We start from the raw sequence: 17123 nt of genomic DNA on the forward strand, positions 1-17123 counted from the left end.
GGCGATATTGAAAAGTAACATATCGCGTTAGGGGGATTACCCAACGCTGATATGCTACTTACTCGTTGATTGAGTCTATAAAACCTTTTTGATACTGTTACTTAACTTCAACAATATCACCAGGCTGCCAACTTTTATCAAACCAAGGTTCCAGCGGGCCATAGAGGCGCAATAAGATAAACCAACCTTTATTCGGTACAGTCTGGATCCAATTGTTCTCTTGGCCTTTGGGAGCCTCTGGCGCAAAATAAATATCAACCGAACCATCTGCATTTTGTTTTAAATTATCACGCTGATTATTCCGACTAGGAAATGGCTGTCCAGTCTGTAATTCTGAGCGGGTTTGAGTATCGTATGCCACCACCGACCAGAAGTTTTTCGCGGGTACATTCGCGGGAATGGTTAACTTATAAGTCTTACTGCCGTGTAAATATGCAGCATCTTTTGACTTATCTAACATGGCATATTGTGAGCCTTTACCAATCAACTTTAATGCCATTGCAGGCGTATTCACTGTCGCCATATAGAAGAAATAAGTACGCGCATCAAGATTACGCCCCCCCTCTCCATCATCAATTAACCAGCGATAATCACCGCCAATAAAAGCAGTTTTCCAAAGTCTATTAGGGTAAATATAAGTTGCCTCATCCCTTGGCTGGAACATCAAAGCTCTTGCTGTTGCATTACCGATGGCGACACCATCAGTGAGTAGCGCAGTCATGTGATCATCAGGTGCAAAAGGCTTGCCTTTTTGTATACCAATACTGGCCATCAACCCTCGTAGCTGTGGCTCTATAAACGAGACTGGCTCCTTTTCTAAAACAGGATGGATCTCTTTAAAAAAGTGAAAAGTGTTAGCATGAATGGTATTAAATACCAGGCCACTACCTGATTTAAAAACCATTTTTGGAGGTTGGTTTTTCTTAGCAAGTGGATAAATTTTAAGGTACTGCTCAAATGACTCAACAGCAGAGTCCGTCTTGCCGTCTTTTAGAAAGCCTCGCGCAATAAACCAGTTGGTATAACTCTTTGACTCAGATACAAAATACCCCTTTGGCACGTCACCTTTATAGCCTGGTGGTAAAATAAGGTATTTTCCCCCTTTGCCTTTGTCAGGACCTACAATCCCCATATCCGTAACGTACCTAAAAAAAGCGTCATTGACCGTTGTTGGCCCCATTCCTGCGGGAACCTCCACCACAGTCGGCCCATCGCGCTCAAGATCTAAAAACGCAGAGGCATAAACGGTGTCAGTATTACCCGTTAAGAAAAGCGAGTTTGAGTCCATCAACTTATTAAACAGTAATACTTGATTAGATTGCGTTATTCCAAGATCCATATGACCAATTCTTAACGCTTCTAGAGAAGCCATCGGGATCGCATTTAAAAATGTTTCCGTCGCGCGAATGGTATTAAGATTATCATAGACTTTACGGCTAGTTTCCACTGTCGGTGCACCATCATGAAACTCTAAAGTACCTATGCTCGTTTCGACCTTGTTAGGCGTCATAATGCTTTGGGGGATCTTGTGGTTATAGCCCGGAGTCGGTGTTTCTGCTGCAGCTAAACGGGTTGACCCCCCTAGCAGTAACGCTATAGACACTGCCACCTTGACTGACCTGAATATATTACTCGCTTTCATTGGCTTCCTTATTTATACGTCATCATATTCCTTTACCTACCAGCCTAATATGTGTTCAAGATTTGGTCAACATAAGCAGCATTAGTTTCTTTTATGTCAGTGCGTTACTGACATAAGCTCTTCGGCTACTGCCAAATAAACCAAAGCATATAATCGCAATAAATCAGTGAAACCCTACAAAGCTCACTAAAAGTTTGGTAAAAGCATTGTTTTTCAACTCCATTTAGCATTAGATAAAGCTCAGTTATTCGGCAAACTAATATGAAGTAAGAGAGTCAAATGAAAAATGTTATTTGCGATATCGATGGAGTGTTACTGCACAACAATCAGCTTATTCCTGGTAGTGATAAGTTTATTCACCGCATAGTCGAACAAGGTAACCCTCTCGTAGTGCTGACCAACTACCCAGTACAAACAGGTAAAGATCTGCAAAATCGCCTTGGCGCCGCAGGAATTCAAATACCTGAAGAGTGCTTTTACACCGCTGCCATGGCGACCGCTGACTTTCTCAAACATCAACAAGGTACTAAAGCCTTTGTGATTGGCGAGGGGGCATTAACCCACGAGCTGTATAAAGCAGGGTTTACCATCACCGACATCAATCCAGACTTTGTGATCGTTGGCGAAACGCGCTCCTACAACTGGGATATGATCCATAAGGCGGCTAAGTTTGTTAGCGAAGGCGCACGTTTTATTGCGACGAACCCCGATACCCATGGCCCAGATTTTAGTCCTGCTTGCGGTGCATTATGTGCCCCCATAGAGCGGATCAGCGGCAAAAAGCCATTTTATGTTGGTAAACCCAGCTCTTGGATCATTCGCTCAGCACTAAACCATATAGGTGGGCATTCAGAAAACACCGTGATCATCGGTGACAATATGCGCACCGATATACTTGCAGGCTTTCAAGCGGGACTTGAAACCATCCTGGTAACAAGTGGTGTTAGCTCTTTAAGCGATATCGATAAAGAACCATTTAGACCCAATCATATCTTTAATTGCGCTGGGGACATCGACGTTATCTAACTGTGTAAGCACCTAAGCGCAGGGCGATTAACCGGTTTTGACTGGTTTAGCGGCCCAGCGCGCTACTCATCTAAAGCTAAATCTAAAGTTGAATCTAAAGTTGAATCTAAAGTTGAATCAACTTATAACACCGGCGTTTATAGCGCAATATTAAGTAACATTTTAGCGAATAGATTATCACTTAGCCCTCTTGCCATTGAGGGCTAATTTCCTCCATCATGCCTCTCAATAACGAAAAAAGTCTAAAACAACAATAATAGGACCACTTCATGCGTTCAATTTTCTCAGTCTGCGCACTCTCGATGCTCAGTGCCTGTAGTCAACACCCAGCTAACGTCAATAATCCAGCCGACGTCACTTTCGACGAAAGCCGTTTCCGCCAAGATATCAAAACCCTCGCCTCCGATAAATTCGAAGGTCGCGCGCCCACCACTAAAGGTGAACAGCTAACTTTAGATTACTTAAGTGATGCCTTTGCTGAAATGGGGCTTAAAAAACCTAACGGAAAAGATTATCTACAAGCCGTGCCTATGGTGACCTACACAGCATCTGAGCAACAATCCATTCGTTTAGGTGACTTACCACTGAAGTATCGACAAGACGTTGTACTGGGTAGCCGTCACGATGTTGCAAACATCGATATCAATAATGCGCCGCTGGTTTTTGTCGGCTATGGCATTCATGCTCCCGAATATCAATGGAACGATTATCAAGATTTGGATATGAACGGGAAAATTGCGGTGATCTTAGTTAATGATCCCGGCTTTGCTCTGCCAGACTCAGATCTGTTTAATGGTAAGGCCATGACCTACTATGGTCGCTGGAGTTACAAGTTTGAAGAAGCGAGCCGCCAAGGTGCGTTAGGCGCTATCATCATCCATGATACAAAACCGGCCTCTTATCCTTGGTCAGTGGTAGAAAATAGCTGGACCGGAGCTCAGCAAGATCTTGTTCGTAGTGAACAAGAACAAAAGCAACGAATAAAGGTTGAAGGCTGGATCACCTATCGCGTTGCCAGCCAATTATTTGAAAACGCGGGGTTGTCACTGAACACTGTGTCAGATCGTGCAGCCGCAAGCCCTATTAACCTGCCACTTAACCAAACTGCATCAATTGCGTTTGAAAACAAAGCGCAATATGCCAATAGTTACAATGTGGTGGCAACGTTACCGGGTAACAGCCGCCCAAATGAGCATATTTTGTTTAGCGCTCACTGGGATCATATTGGTATCGATACCAGCAAAGATGGTGACCAGATCTATAACGGCGCACTTGATAACGCCTCTGGCACGGCAGGGATCCTTGAAATTGCACGGCAGTTTGCCAAGCAAGCTAATAGCGGCAACCCCCTTGCCCGCTCCGTGACATTTGTGGCGACAACGGGTGAAGAGCAAGGTCTACTCGGTTCACGATATTACGCATCAAATCCCGTTTATCCACTCGATAAAACCGTTGCTGTATTTAATCTAGACAGCACCAATATCTATGGCCGTACCAGTGATTACACTATCATTGGCAAAGGGAAATCTGAGTTAGAGAACTATCTTGTTGATGCCTTAAAAACCCAAAACCGGATTGCGATAAGAGAAAAATATCCGGAGTCTGGCGGTTTTTTCCGCTCAGATCACTTCAGCTTTGCCAAAGAAGGGGTACCCGCTGTATTCGCTGGCGGCGGCAGTCAGCCAATAGATGAGGCCACTGCACAATATAAAGCGGCCATGAAACTAAAAATGAAAGGCTGTTATCACAATGTCTGTGATGAATATCGTGAAGACTGGGATCTATCTGGCGCCCTCGAAGATTTAGCCATCTATTACCAAGCAGCAACTGAGTTAGGCAACAACAATGACTGGCCAGGGTATTTTAAGGGCACAGAATTTAATGCGCTGCGCCCAGCCAACGATACCTTAGAGCAAGCCAGTAAATAAATTAAATATCGATTGAGTGAATTGAGCGATTAGACACAAAATCTTTAATCACTTTAATTAAGGCAGTACCAATTAACATTCTACCCATTTAAAGGTTTTCAACCAGCCGACTTGCCACCCACTTGTCGGTTTTTTTTGCCTACCTAGGAGTGATTTTTATCAAACCTAAATTTAAGCTTTTAACCACATCATGCTAAAACTGAGCAGATAATCCCCAAAAATTCCGGATTTTCCAATTAATTTGCTCAATTCACTTTAATTTAAACGGCATTACCGTATATCCAATCAAGCTTAACAATGCCCCATTCAAATTGCGGATAACACAAGCTAAAAGCCTTTAAAATATCGATTCATCATTTCAGCTATTTAAAAATAAGACTTTAGATAGCTAAGAAGCCACTTTTAACGATGATTATTCAAAAGCAGATTTGTATTCTTCAATTTTCAATGGCAGATTAATACTCAATTGAGTTTAAGACCGAAATTTTTTGGAGTGACCTATGTGTTCAATTTTTGCAATTTTAGATATTCAATCCGACGCGACTCCACTGCGTCAAGTCGCTCTAGAGATGTCCAAATTATTGCGTCATCGTGGTCCAGACTGGTCTGGCATTTACAGCAGTGATAAAGCCATTTTAGCCCATGAGCGTTTAGCCATTGTTGACATCGAACATGGTGCGCAGCCACTACTTAGTCAGGATGAGTCAATCGTATTAGCCGTTAACGGTGAGATCTACAACCACAAAGAATTGAAAGCTGAATTAGGCGATAAATATAGCTACCAAACCAACTCCGATTGCGAAGTCATTTTGGCATTATACCAAGAATACGGCACTGAGTTTTTAGACAAGCTAAACGGTATTTTTGCTTTTGTACTTTACGACAAAACTAAAGACACTTATCTAGTAGGTCGTGATCATATGGGGATCATTCCGCTATACACTGGGCGCGATGCTGAAGGTAACTTTTATGTTGCCTCAGAAATGAAAGCGTTAATGCCAGTGTGTAAAACGGTAGAAACCTTTAGCCCAGGACATTACCTTTCAAGTGAACAAGGCGAGCTGACTCAGTATTACCAGCGTGACTGGCGTGATTTTGCCGCTGTGCAAGACAACCCTGCCAGCGCAGAAGATGTACGTGATGCCCTAGAAGCAGCCGTAAAGCGTCAATTAATGTCAGATGTGCCTTATGGCGTATTACTGTCGGGTGGTCTTGATTCATCGGTGATTTCAGCAATCACCCAAACCTTTGCTAAGCGCCGTATTGAAGATGACGGAGAAAGCAGCGCATGGTGGCCACAACTGCACTCGTTCGCTGTCGGGCTTGAAGGTGCACCCGATTTAATTGCAGCCAAGAAGGTCGCCGATGCGATCGGCACGATTCACCACGAAATCACTTTTACTTTTCAAGATGGTATCGATGCAATGAAAGATGTGATTTACCACTTAGAAACCTACGATGTCACCACTATCCGCGCGGCAACGCCAATGTACTTGATGGCGCGCAAGATTAAAGCCATGGGCATTAAAATGGTATTGTCGGGTGAAGGTGCTGACGAATTGTTTGGTGGCTACTTGTACTTCCACAAAGCGCCTAACGCACAAGCATTCCACGAAGAGCTAGTACGTAAGCTGGACAAGTTACACCTCTTCGATTGTCTTCGCGCTAACAAAGCCATGGCAGCTTGGGGTCTTGAGGCTCGCGTGCCTTTCTTAGACAAAGAGTTTATGGACGTGGCAATGCGCACTAACCCTGATGCTAAAATGTCGAAAAACGGTAAGATTGAAAAACACATTTTGCGTGAAGCCTTTGAGCACAAGTTACCGAAAGAAGTCGCTTGGCGTCAAAAAGAGCAGTTCAGTGATGGTGTAGGTTACTCATGGATTGATGGCCTTAAAGATCATGCTGCAGACAAAGTGGACGATCTTCAACTGGCAAACGCCAAGTTTAGATTCCCATACAACACACCTGAAACCAAAGAGGCATACTTCTACCGCACCTTCTTTGAAGAGTTATTCCCACTGCCAAGTGCGGCAGAAACAGTGCCAGGTGGTAAGTCTGTTGCTTGTTCAACACCTGAAGCGCTGGCTTGGGACGAAAGCTTACAAGGGATCATAGATCCGTCAGGCCGTGCAGTGCAATCTGTACACGACAGCGCTTACTAAGCTTTACTCAACACAATAAAGCCACTCATATGAGTGGCTTTTTGCTTTGCACTTTAGATTAATCAGTCATGCTAAAATCAGTTTAACGCTTTAAAATAATGCTGCTTAATATCGACCACTTCTAAAGTCACACTACTCACCGTTGCAGTAATGAGTGCAATTGCATCATAAACCCGCTCAATCAGTAAAGCCTTCTGCTCATCGGTGCGCCCCGGCATGATAGCAATGTTGAGGTGAATAAAACTGCCCTGCTCTTCCTCGCCTATTTGGAAATAATCACAAGCATAGGCCCGCGTCTTAATCGCTTTTGGCTCAAACAACTCTGACTCAGTAAGACCTCTATGACTGGCGGCAACTAAAGCGTCAATGGATAGCACTTCGGCTAATGGTGCGGAATACTCTATGGTGCAATGTGGCATAGTCTGCTCTTTTTATTCTTAGGGTATGGGGAATAAGGGGATAAAGCCTTACTCAGACCAAACAGCATATTCATTGCCATTCGTGTCCAGAAAGTGAAAACGACGTCCGCCAGGAAAAGTAAAAACTTGCTGGCTTATTTGCCCACCTGCATCAATGACTTTAGTTTGTGATTCTTCAAGCTGATTGGAGTACAGCACGATAAGAGGTGAACCGGAGGCGATAGTGAATGCCTTCTCACTGACAAAAAAACCGCCTGCGATACCCGCATCGACAAAACAGCTATATTCGGGGCCGTAATCAATAAACTCCCAACCGAACACTTGATTAAAGAAAGCCTTAGTCTTATTGATCTCTTTTACTGGGATCTCAAGATAGTTAATACTATGGTGCTGCATATGCCACTCCTGTGAATGCTTAACCCATGATGACTCGCTCTGTGCTTACTAACAAAAGACTTTTTAATAAACACGTTCCTAGATAAAAGCTTAACTCAGCAAATAACGCCTCAGTGATTAAAGCATATTCTGGTTAAAATCACAGCAGCTAAAGCGAGCAATACACGCTTACAAATACCCCATAAAAAAGGGAGCCTAATACCAATCAGTATCAGCTCCCTACTTTAGAGCTTTAATTTAGAGCTTTAATTTAGAGCTTTAATCTAAAATTCAATTTAACGCTTTGCTAATGATGTTAGCTTATTTAGCTCTGGATAAGCGCCGCGGCTAAACCGATTAAGCCACCAAATACACCGCCCCACACCACTAACCAACCTAAGTGTTCACGGATCATCTCTTGTATGATCTCTTTAACCAGTTGTGGCGTTAACTCATCGAGCCTTTGGGTCACAATCTCTTCCACCTTGACGCGCATATCCGCAATCATATCGGGCTGCTCTAACTCTTCTTTTACTAATGCGTAAAAGTCATCGCTTTGGGCAATATCACTCAACGAGCTTTTCATTTTCTCAATAAAAGGCTCACGCAGCGGCGTTATCGCATCTGTACCACCAAACATGGCTAGCATACCGCCTAAAGACGATTGCGCCACAGTACTCACCAACGCATCAAATGCCGGAGACAGATCAATTTTATCAATAACAGGTTGCAGATTTAGTTGCTTTTCAATCCCGCCCTCACCTGATAGAAAACGATCGATATTTTCGATCGTAAAAAACTGATTCATCATTAAGTGTGCAATTGCAGCTTTAAATTCTTCAAAACGCGAGGGTATAACCCCTGAGCCGTATAACCCAGGTACCTTCTCAAACAACATATGGATAGCTAACCAATTGGTCACAGCACCAGATAGTGCAAACAAGCCAACTGTTAACACAATCGGTAAAGCAAACAGATAGCCGACAGCAACAAAGATAGCTGCAATCAAATTGGTGATAACACTCTTATTCAAGCTAATTCCCCAAAGCAAGATAAAAAACGCGCTATGGTATCAACCAAGAAAGACCTGAAGCAATAGGTTTAATCACGCTTATTTGATCTGCTTCCCATACACGTGCCCATAGTCAAGACTCATGCAACATCAATGAACATAAGTTGCACTGCTAGCTAAAGCGCAGAAACTGGCTCCTGTAACATATTTATTCGTACGTTAATAAAAACGTTACATTTTAAAAAAAACATTATGATACCAGAATCATTTACACGATAATGAAGCTAAAATTAGTAGTGTGAGTATCGACCATTAACAACTTATGCTACGTATGATTTTTGTTAGTGAAATAAACACTCTGCCACAAAATTAAATCGACAAAGGTCTGTATGTCTTTTATCAAAACATCATTTCAAGCTGTGCTGAATGGCTACCGTCAGCGTCCAAAGTATCAGCGTTTACTCATCATAGTGACCGCCATTTATTTTACTTTTACTGCAATACTAGGCTTATTGGTACCCTATATTGTGGTTAAGCAAGTACCCGAGCAGTTATCTTCGTTGCTACAGCGCCCGGTTACTCTTGAAAACGTCAAGGTCAACCCGTTCACTCTTGAAGTCGCCATCGATAAATTCGAATTACAAGAGACAGATAGCAAACCCTTTGTTGGCTTTTCACAATTAAACTTTGAGTACCAATTTTGGGACTCGGTTGTTAATACCGCCTTCAGCATCGCTAATGTCACGTTAACAGCGCCAGTAATCAACGTTGAGCGACTCAATACGCCGCAAACATTACGCTTTAATTTTTCAGATATTATTGAGACATTAGCAAATCGCCCTAAAGATAAAAGCGACGAGGAGCCGACAAAGTCAGCTGGGATCCCGCACTTTATCGTCACAAACTTAGCGATTGTGAATGCTGATCTGAACTTTACAGATAAGCTTACCCATAGCCAATTGCACTACCCAGCATTAAACCTCAATATCAAGTATTTTGACTCTAATCATGCGATTACATCGTCACTTAACAATCTTGAACTTGAACAAAAAACCAACCACTATGCAATTCATGTTGTCGGCCGTAACGGCGGTGAAATTACCACTCAAGGGCTAGTACAATTATCACCCTTGAATATTGTTGGAGATGTGCAACTGACCAATATCCAACTGCCACAATTTTGGTCTTTTATCTCGGCGCAGTTTGCCCCTCAACTAACCTCTGGACAATTTAGTTTATCGAGTCATTATCAGCTGCAAATGCAAGAGAATAAACTTCAGTTTACCACCGACCAGGGCATGCTAGAATTAGCTGACATCAACTTTGATTATCAAAAGCAATCAATTATAAAGCTCCCCATCATCGCTCTTAAAGGTATCGAGTTTAACCTTAAGCAGAGATCGGTAACGGCAGAAACGCTCGATACCGAGGGGCTTGTGCTCAATGCTAAATTGAACAAAGATGGCATTAATCTGGCGACAATCTTTACCCCTATCAATACAACGCCAAACGACTCTTCAGCAGTAAAAACCAATAATGATAAGGCTGTCATATCTGCCAATCAGGCTCAAACCGCTAAGAGCAGTTGGACTGCAATACTCAAAGGCATCAACCTTAAAGATTACCAAGTGAATCTAAGCGAGCAATTAGTCACTCAAAATACCTTATGGCAAATAGAGGATATTGAACTGACGACTGGAGCCATAAACGCCGATCTCGCCTCGCCAATTGACTACCAATTATCACTCAACGTGAATCAACAGGGTCTATTGGCATCAAACGGTCATATCGACGCATTAAAACAATTAGTGAACGCCAAAGTGTCAGTCACCAAGTTTGCACTGCCACAAATACAAAACTACCTGAAACCTTATGTCAATATTGAGCTCAAGCAAGGTGATTTTAGCACTGAGGGAGACTTTGCCTTTAATGCCCAAACTCAACAGTTAAGCTATACCGGCAGCTTAGGCGTCAATGACTTACTGATTAAAGATACGCTACAGAAAAAAGACTTAATAAAATGGAAAAACTTAGAGGTCAATCGCTTAGCATTCGATAAAAATGCCAACAGTATCAATATCGATCATGTCGCGCTAAATCAGCCTTATGGCCGGATAATGATCGCTAAAGATAAGAGCACCAACATAGGTGATCTGTTTATAGTACCAACGGCTGCAGCTCCTAAAACCACAACTGAAACCACAACTGAAACCACAACTCAGCATAAAGCCGTCACAGCCAATGTTGTAACTAAGCAAGAGCATCAACAGGAAACAGCTAGCAAGCCACTGGCCTTGACCATCAACAAAATCAGCTTTAAAGAGGGTTCTACCTTTTTCGCCGATAACTCGTTGACACCTAATTTTGCTGCCAGTATCGAATATTTAGATGGCAATATAAGCAAATTGTCTTCAAACAGTGAGCAAACAGCCACCGTAGATATTAAAGGTAAGATTGATCGCTACGCCCCCGTTAGCTTAAAGGGAGATATCAACCCACTGCTTAAGCAGCCTTATTTAGATCTTGCCCTTAGCTTCAAACATGTCGAGCTTACCTCGATAAGCCCCTACGCTGGTACCTACGCTGGTTATTACATTGATAAAGGGCTATTGTCATTAGCGCTTAACTACCGACTCGATAATAGCCAATTAATTGGGGAGAACCATTTAGTCATCGACCAATTAAAGCTGGGACAACCTAGCGATAGTAGTCTTGCTACCACCTTGCCTGTGACTTTAGCCATTGCACTCTTGCAAAATAGACACGGCGTGATTGATTTAGGCCTTAAAGTATCTGGTGATGTAGACGACCCAAGCTTTAGTATTGGCAGCATCGTCATGACCGCCTTTACTAATGTGATCACCAAAGCAGTAACCGCTCCCTTTACTTTGCTTGCGGGGCTACTTGGTTCTGATGAAGAACAACTCGATAAAGTCAGTTTCGCAGCCGGTATCGCGAGCCTCGATGACAGCCAACAAACTAAACTTAACAAGCTGGCCACGGGCTTAGTTGATAGACCCATGCTAACCCTCAGCGTTAAAGGCAGTGTTAACATGCAAGAAGATAGCAAAGCGCTCAGAGAGCAACAGCTTAACGCTAAGCTCGCTCAAACAGCCAAACTGGATATCACATCACTGCCTGTTGATTTATCACCTAGCAGTTACCCAACAACTGGTGCATTGTCTGATGCGCTAATAACGCTCTATGAAACAGAGCTTGCTAGCCCAGCTAAAAAGGTGAAAGAGAAAATCGAAGCAGAACATCAAGGAGAGAACAAACTTACCGTTCTCCAGCTTACACAGCGCTGGCATATCGCACTGTATAACTTTCTGCTGCGTGCACAACGACTCCCAGAGGCTGCACTTGGGCATCTAGCACAACAACGTGCGACTGCGGTTAAAACCTATTTAATTGAACAAGAGAAAATTGAACCACAAAGAATATTCCTACTCGATAGCCAAGTGGAGCTCAATACAGGTTCAAGCCAGGCCTTACTGACCTTGGGTGCGAATTAACGTCAATTCAATTACCTCCTGCCCAATAAAAAGCACGCATCTTTGCGTGCTTTTTATTGGGCAGCTGATCGCAAATCATTCATCGCCATCAAAGAGCTATTGAAAAGAGCTATTACTTATCAACCTTGTGATTAACTGCCTTGTACTTAGCAGGCTTGTACTAGACTACCTTTTGTTTGACAGCCTTGTGCTTGGCTGTCTCCTGCTGAGCTCGCTTGTATTTAGCTGGCTTGTGCTTGGCTAGTAGGCTTTAAACTCAATGTAAGATCGGCTAAAGTCGAGTCATAATCCACATCATAGCAATGCTGATACACTGGCATCATCTAAGGACAGAACCGATGAAACTCGCCCTACTGAGTGATCCTAATACTGAAAATGGCCAAGCCGCAATTAAAGCAGTGCTTACATCCATAGCAACAACCAACAAACATCCCCAGCTAACAATTGGCTATATCGCCTCTGAGCCCGACCCTCAAAGAGAGTACTTTTTGCAAACTCAGCAGATGTATCAAACACTCGATGCAACGCTATCTGTTTATCTTGAGTTAGAATCAGGCTTTTCACCGAGCAGTCTCGAGGCGCTGTTAAACTGCGATGCCATTCATCTCTCTGGCGGTGATACCTATCGTTTCTTAAAAGCAATGCAACAGCAAAAACTATTACCCATTTTGCGCCAATATGCAGTCAATGGTGGTGCACTCATTGGCGTTAGCGCAGGTGCGATGCTCATAACCTCAAGTATTGAAAGCGCTGCACTTTGCGGCGACATCAATCATTGTCAGCTTACAGATTTTACAGCGCTCAACTTAGTGGACTTTATGTTTGCGCCCCACATCAGCCCTGTGCAGCTTGAAAGCAAGTCATTTAAACAACAGCTTTCAGCATTTAGTCAGCAGATCTGTTTATGTCCGGACAATGCCAGCCTAGTAATGATTTCTGGAGCGATAGAAGAGATAGGCCATTGTCATTGGTCAAAGTCATAAAGATGAAAGCAGATCTTTAATCATTACTTTCAACCCTGTAACGCTTGAGTTAAAATCTGCGCGAATAACAATACATCAGAGGTAGTTAATGTTTATCATTCGTTGGGTATTAGGACGTATCATCCTGTTTTTAAACTTTGTTTTTTCACCTAAAAAACTAAAGCGTCCACAAGAAGAACAACAACAAATCGACAACGCAACCAGCAATATGACTATTTACGAATATAAGGCGTGCCCATTTTGCGTTAAAGTTCGTCGTTCTTTGCGTCGCCAAGGCTTAAATATCGTCACTCTCGATGCCAAGCAAGAACCACATAAGAGCACATTGCTAAACGAAGGTGGAAAGCTACAGGTTCCTTGCATGAAAATTGTAGAAAATGGTCAATCAACTTGGATGTATGAGTCTTCAGAGATCATTGGCTTTCTCGATAAAAAATTTGCTTAACCCGCAGGCCTGCTTTCTCGCCCTAAAAGTGTCAACTTAACTCAAGTCGATGTATTTCGGGAGGAGCTGTAAATAAGTAAAAGCAACCAGATAAAACAAAAGGCAGCATATCAATGCTGCCTTTTTCATAGCGGTTACTCAAACGATAATTTAACCCAAGTTACTAATACGTACCGGTTACTATTATTTATCCGTAACTAATACCTGCTAATACCAACTACTTAAGTCTACTACCTTGCATTTGTCGGTGCAGTCAGCACCGCCTTGCCCAGAAGATGTTGATAAATATTATACCCAGCCAGCGCAGCTGTGCCACTCTCTGGTAATTCAAGATGAGCAACATCTAGCGCATAAACAGTGATTTGGTAATTATGTGGCGCAGCACCTTCAGGAGGACAGCCACCGCCAAATCCTTTGAAGCCAAAATCATTAGAAACCATACTTGCCCCTTTAGGGAGATTAGCCCCTCCCTTTAGACCCGAGTTAGCCGGCAAACTCTGAGTACTTGCTGGTAAATTAACAACCATCCAATGCCACCAGCCGCTCCCAGTAGGTGCATCAGGGTCGTACATTGTCACAGCAAAACTTTTAGTGCCTTCTGGAACATCGCTCCAACTGAGCTCTGGAGAGATATTTTCTCCACTGCAGCCCCATTGATTAAATAGCTGGGCATTTTTAAGGCTCTGACCTTCAGTGACATTTGTACTCTTTAACTCTATCGCCTGACTAGAAAGTGCAAATAAACTACATGCAGCTAATAACAAGACTTTATTGAATCTCATATATCCTACCTATATTGATTTGATTTGATTTGATTTGATTTATCTCTACGTCACAATCAAATAAGCATAGTCGAAAAAAGTCGACTTGCCTTTAATCTAAGTTTCGGGGGGCCAACAGATATAATTAAAATTCGATAGCTGCTTGGTTAATCAGTAATACTGATGCCTTCAAAGCTCATCATCAGGGCTCATGGCTTCTTTTATTTCGTCACTGCTAAAACCTTTACGGGATAGATACGCATAAGCTTTCGACTTCTCTTTATAGTCAGATAAATCATAGCGCTTTTTAGCCAGCTCATTTTTGCAGCTTTGATAAAAGTCCACATCACCAATAAGCGTTAATTGATACAGGGTGTCTTCAAAATCACTTAAATCTAACAGTCGCTGCTTAAGCTCCTGCTCAATAAGAATTTGACCTTTACCTTTGTGATATAACTTAACTATTTCGGTCGTTAAGTCGGCTTTGTCCGCTTTTACGGCCAATTTGCTGCGTAGGGTTTCACGCATCGGGTGTTGTGATAATGCGTGATCAGTTTCTACCCGAGAAAAACCTTTTGTGGTCATCATGGCATAGACTTTCTCTTTATTAGTACCATAAAAATTATCATACCTATTGAGTAGCCTAGAGGTTGCCATCGCATAGCTATCGACTGTTTGCTCTTGCATCACTTGTTCTATTGCACTATCAACGTCAGCCACTGATACACCGCGCAGCTGTAACTTACGCCTAATCGCGCCAGCACCGAGTTCATGACTAAAGGCTAGCTCGCAATAACGCAGTGCAAAGTCAAAATCGCTTTTTAGATACCCACCCTCGATGAGCCTAGCGAGTACGGTATCAATCCATTCTTGATTTTCGGTTTTACGCTCAAGCTTGGTACGAATTTCATTAATGGTGAAATCCTGCTGACTAAGATGCCAATAGGCACTATTAAAAACATTATCGATGGTTTTGGCTTGACGTAATGGTGGGCGCTGCATAACAAATTGAACTTAAATTAAAAAGTAACCAAAGCCAGTGTAGCAGATCCCAGTATTGATGAGGAATAGCCCTGTGACCGGATCCCACGCTACCGAACAAGCAGCCACTATGTCCTCATAAACTTTAAAACTATGCTTAACATAATGATGTGGCCGCAGCACTCCGGTATTTATTGGACAATAACAGTCCTTCATTAAAGAGAAGCACTTCGTGGTGAGGTTTGTTTAATTCATATATAAATCGCGGCTAATCTTAGTGACAGTATTAGCGACTGTGAGACTGTATTAGCCACGATAACAGCCGCATATTAGCCACGATTAATCATGCCTTTAAGCACAATATCGTGGTAACTCACAAGTCCTGCTATTTTGTTATCCTCAATCACTGGCGCCTTGGTAATACCGAAACGGTCAAACAAACGTGCGCTATAGCGAACATCCATCCGCCCAGGTACCGTCAGCACAGGTTTAACCATAATCTCATACACATTCACTCGCTCTGGCGATCTATCTTGTGCTAAAACCTTTTTAGCGATGTCACTCATCAACACCATACCAAACTCATCATCATCGTGACGTTTATTAACAAACAATACGTTCACCTTATTGTTAACTGCATGTTCAATAGCTTCTGCTACGGTTTGCAGTCCATCAATCATGGCGTAGTCTTGACTCATCACATCATGATTTCTTACAGGGTTTTCGGTCTTCATATTTGGTCCTCAATATCACGACTTAATTTTTGTACTTGGTGCGCAACACCTACCGCATCTTCCACATCGATTTGAATAGCGATACCTTTACCGGAATCGCTATCAAACTCACCCACTTCACTTACGGTTTCTAAAATGGTTCGACATAAATGCTCTTCAACTAATAACAACACCACATCTCGCTGAACATCTAACGTTAAGCCCATAAAGGTTTTCTGTTTCTTAAGACCTTCACCGCGAGCGTGATTAATGACTGTAGCGCCTGTCGCACCTTTACTACGAGCCGCATCTAAAACCGAGTCTGTACAGGCATCATCAATAAACACCAGAATAAGTTTAAAGCGCATTATCTCGCTCCTTTTGGGTTCTATTCTTAAATTCCACCAATTGGGCATAGCCCATCACAGTGATCATGGGAAACAAGCTGGCAAAGGCAATAAGGCCAAAGCCATCAATAAGGGGATTACGTCCCTCAACATTGGTCGCTAAGCCTAAACCTAAAGCAGCAACTAACGGAACGGTGACCGTAGAGGTCGTCACACCACCAGAATCATAAGCCAGTGGTACTATCATTTTAGGTGCATAAAAGGTTTGAATAACCACCAGCACATAACCCGCCATAATGTAGTAGTGAATAGGATCCCCAACGACAATTCGAAAGCACCCTAATGCAATACCAAAGGCTACGCCGATAGCCACTGAAATACGTAAGCCTTGAATACCGATAGTGCCACCGGAAACCTGATTGGCTTTAATCGCCACCGCAATCAAAGAAGGCTCAGCAATAGTCGTACTAAAACCAATTGCTGCGGCAAAAATGTAAACCCAATAATAGTCCTGCCAAGCATTAACTGTATTTTGTAAATCGCCTTCATGGATAAACTCATGGGAGGTAAGCTGTTCGGCCATACTCTCGCCAATGGGGAACAGCGCCATCTCTAGACCGACTAAAAAAAAGCTTAGCCCTAAAATGACATACACAAACCCCGCAACCACTCGTCGCCAATTGGCAACAGGCCTTTTTAATACGCCGAGCTGAAAACCAAAAAGAATAATCGCTATCGGCACCACATCGCGTATGGTGACCAGTAAGGTATCAAGCACTTGGTGCAACATATCCATTAAAGCACTCCCATT

At 42.8% G+C, this 17123-nt stretch carries 15 protein-coding genes; 6 read left to right on the forward strand and 9 right to left on the reverse strand.

The genetic code is table 11. The features are described from left to right. Nucleotides 1-97 precede the first annotated feature (97 nt). Nucleotides 98-1609, reverse strand: coding sequence for a DUF1254 domain-containing protein (locus tag ACVBIK_RS13765; protein ID WP_447169911.1), 1512 nt, complete (start codon nucleotides 1607-1609; stop codon nucleotides 98-100). A 312-nt stretch (nucleotides 1610-1921) separates the two neighbouring features. Between ACVBIK_RS13765 and ACVBIK_RS13770 the strand changes: the two genes are divergently transcribed. The 3 genes from ACVBIK_RS13770 (at nucleotide 1922) to asnB (ending at nucleotide 6761) form a co-directional block, all read left to right on the forward strand. Further along, nucleotides 1922-2668, forward strand: coding sequence for an HAD-IIA family hydrolase (locus ACVBIK_RS13770; protein ID WP_447162456.1), 747 nt, complete (start codon nucleotides 1922-1924; stop codon nucleotides 2666-2668). Nucleotides 2669-2937: 269 nt separating this feature from the next. Further along, entirely contained in the window at nucleotides 2938-4596 is a 1659-nt protein-coding gene (locus ACVBIK_RS13775; protein WP_447163380.1) for a M28 family metallopeptidase, read from the forward strand. 500 nt (nucleotides 4597-5096) lie between these two features. Further along, the gene (gene asnB, locus ACVBIK_RS13780) at nucleotides 5097-6761 is read left to right on the forward strand and encodes an asparagine synthase B (RefSeq protein ID WP_447169912.1); all 1665 of its coding nucleotides are present in this window, start codon (nucleotides 5097-5099) and stop codon (nucleotides 6759-6761) included. A gap of 77 nt (nucleotides 6762-6838) precedes the next feature. Here asnB and ACVBIK_RS13785 read toward each other — a convergent pair whose 3' ends face one another. From ACVBIK_RS13785 to ACVBIK_RS13795, 3 genes are all read right to left on the reverse strand, one after another. Beyond that, nucleotides 6839-7180, reverse strand: coding sequence for a 5-carboxymethyl-2-hydroxymuconate Delta-isomerase (locus tag ACVBIK_RS13785; protein ID WP_447162453.1), 342 nt, complete (start codon nucleotides 7178-7180; stop codon nucleotides 6839-6841). Between the two features lie 48 nt (nucleotides 7181-7228). After that, nucleotides 7229-7576: a VOC family protein gene (locus ACVBIK_RS13790; protein ID WP_447162452.1), complete on the reverse strand. Its 348-nt coding sequence runs from the start codon at nucleotides 7574-7576 to the stop codon at nucleotides 7229-7231. Between the two features lie 304 nt (nucleotides 7577-7880). Further along, nucleotides 7881-8588, reverse strand: coding sequence for a DUF445 domain-containing protein (locus tag ACVBIK_RS13795; RefSeq protein ID WP_447162451.1), 708 nt, complete (start codon nucleotides 8586-8588; stop codon nucleotides 7881-7883). A 368-nt stretch (nucleotides 8589-8956) separates the two neighbouring features. On the opposite strand from ACVBIK_RS13795, the gene ACVBIK_RS13800 reads away from it, so the two are divergent. From ACVBIK_RS13800 to ACVBIK_RS13810, 3 genes are all read left to right on the forward strand, one after another. Further along, on the forward strand, nucleotides 8957-12082 hold the full coding sequence (locus ACVBIK_RS13800) for a DUF748 domain-containing protein (protein WP_447169913.1): 3126 nt from the start codon (nucleotides 8957-8959) through the stop codon (nucleotides 12080-12082). 338 nt (nucleotides 12083-12420) lie between these two features. Further along, a complete protein-coding gene (locus tag ACVBIK_RS13805) occupies nucleotides 12421-13065 on the forward strand; it encodes a Type 1 glutamine amidotransferase-like domain-containing protein (protein WP_447169914.1) in 645 nt (214 codons plus the stop codon). Nucleotides 13066-13153: 88 nt separating this feature from the next. Beyond that, nucleotides 13154-13510, forward strand: a complete 357-nt coding sequence (locus tag ACVBIK_RS13810; protein ID WP_447162448.1) for a glutathione S-transferase N-terminal domain-containing protein — start codon at nucleotides 13154-13156, stop codon at nucleotides 13508-13510. Between the two features lie 230 nt (nucleotides 13511-13740). Here ACVBIK_RS13810 and ACVBIK_RS13815 read toward each other — a convergent pair whose 3' ends face one another. The 5 genes from ACVBIK_RS13815 to ACVBIK_RS13835 all read right to left on the reverse strand — a co-directional run bounded on the left by ACVBIK_RS13815 (nucleotide 13741) and on the right by ACVBIK_RS13835 (nucleotide 17108). Next, nucleotides 13741-14292, reverse strand: coding sequence for a YbhB/YbcL family Raf kinase inhibitor-like protein (locus ACVBIK_RS13815; protein WP_447162447.1), 552 nt, complete (start codon nucleotides 14290-14292; stop codon nucleotides 13741-13743). A gap of 168 nt (nucleotides 14293-14460) precedes the next feature. Then, complete coding sequence (locus ACVBIK_RS13820; protein WP_447169915.1) at nucleotides 14461-15273, reverse strand: RecX family transcriptional regulator; 813 nt, start codon at nucleotides 15271-15273, stop codon at nucleotides 14461-14463. A gap of 308 nt (nucleotides 15274-15581) precedes the next feature. Next, nucleotides 15582-15986, reverse strand: a complete 405-nt coding sequence (locus tag ACVBIK_RS13825) for a CBS domain-containing protein (RefSeq protein ID WP_447162445.1) — start codon at nucleotides 15984-15986, stop codon at nucleotides 15582-15584. Then, on the reverse strand, nucleotides 15983-16333 hold the full coding sequence (locus ACVBIK_RS13830; protein WP_447162444.1) for a P-II family nitrogen regulator: 351 nt from the start codon (nucleotides 16331-16333) through the stop codon (nucleotides 15983-15985). Before ACVBIK_RS13830 ends, ACVBIK_RS13825 begins: the two co-directional genes overlap by 4 nt. Next, on the reverse strand, nucleotides 16323-17108 hold the full coding sequence (locus ACVBIK_RS13835; RefSeq protein WP_447162443.1) for a DUF1538 domain-containing protein: 786 nt from the start codon (nucleotides 17106-17108) through the stop codon (nucleotides 16323-16325). Before ACVBIK_RS13835 ends, ACVBIK_RS13830 begins: the two co-directional genes overlap by 11 nt. Nucleotides 17109-17123 lie beyond the last annotated feature (15 nt).

The organism is Shewanella sp. 125m-1 (genome assembly GCF_052977065.1).

Bases quoted from the DNA above. Each gene is read 5' to 3' on its own strand.
- ACVBIK_RS13785 (WP_447162453.1), bottom strand. From the start codon at position 7,180: ATGCCACATTGCACCATAGAGTATTCCGCACCATTAGCCGAAGTGCTA.
- ACVBIK_RS13815 (WP_447162447.1), bottom strand. From the start codon at position 14,292: ATGAGATTCAATAAAGTCTTGTTATTAGCTGCATGTAGTTTATTTGCA.
- ACVBIK_RS13775 (WP_447163380.1), top strand. From the start codon at position 2,938: ATGCGTTCAATTTTCTCAGTCTGCGCACTCTCGATGCTCAGTGCCTGT.
- ACVBIK_RS13820 (WP_447169915.1), bottom strand. From the start codon at position 15,273: ATGCAGCGCCCACCATTACGTCAAGCCAAAACCATCGATAATGTTTTT.
- ACVBIK_RS13805 (WP_447169914.1), top strand. From the start codon at position 12,421: ATGAAACTCGCCCTACTGAGTGATCCTAATACTGAAAATGGCCAAGCC.
- ACVBIK_RS13825 (WP_447162445.1), bottom strand. From the start codon at position 15,986: ATGAAGACCGAAAACCCTGTAAGAAATCATGATGTGATGAGTCAAGAC.
- asnB (WP_447169912.1), top strand. From the start codon at position 5,097: ATGTGTTCAATTTTTGCAATTTTAGATATTCAATCCGACGCGACTCCA.
- ACVBIK_RS13835 (WP_447162443.1), bottom strand. From the start codon at position 17,108: ATGGATATGTTGCACCAAGTGCTTGATACCTTACTGGTCACCATACGC.
- ACVBIK_RS13790 (WP_447162452.1), bottom strand. From the start codon at position 7,576: ATGCAGCACCATAGTATTAACTATCTTGAGATCCCAGTAAAAGAGATC.
- ACVBIK_RS13770 (WP_447162456.1), top strand. From the start codon at position 1,922: ATGAAAAATGTTATTTGCGATATCGATGGAGTGTTACTGCACAACAAT.
- ACVBIK_RS13810 (WP_447162448.1), top strand. From the start codon at position 13,154: ATGTTTATCATTCGTTGGGTATTAGGACGTATCATCCTGTTTTTAAAC.
- ACVBIK_RS13830 (WP_447162444.1), bottom strand. From the start codon at position 16,333: ATGCGCTTTAAACTTATTCTGGTGTTTATTGATGATGCCTGTACAGAC.
- ACVBIK_RS13800 (WP_447169913.1), top strand. From the start codon at position 8,957: ATGTCTTTTATCAAAACATCATTTCAAGCTGTGCTGAATGGCTACCGT.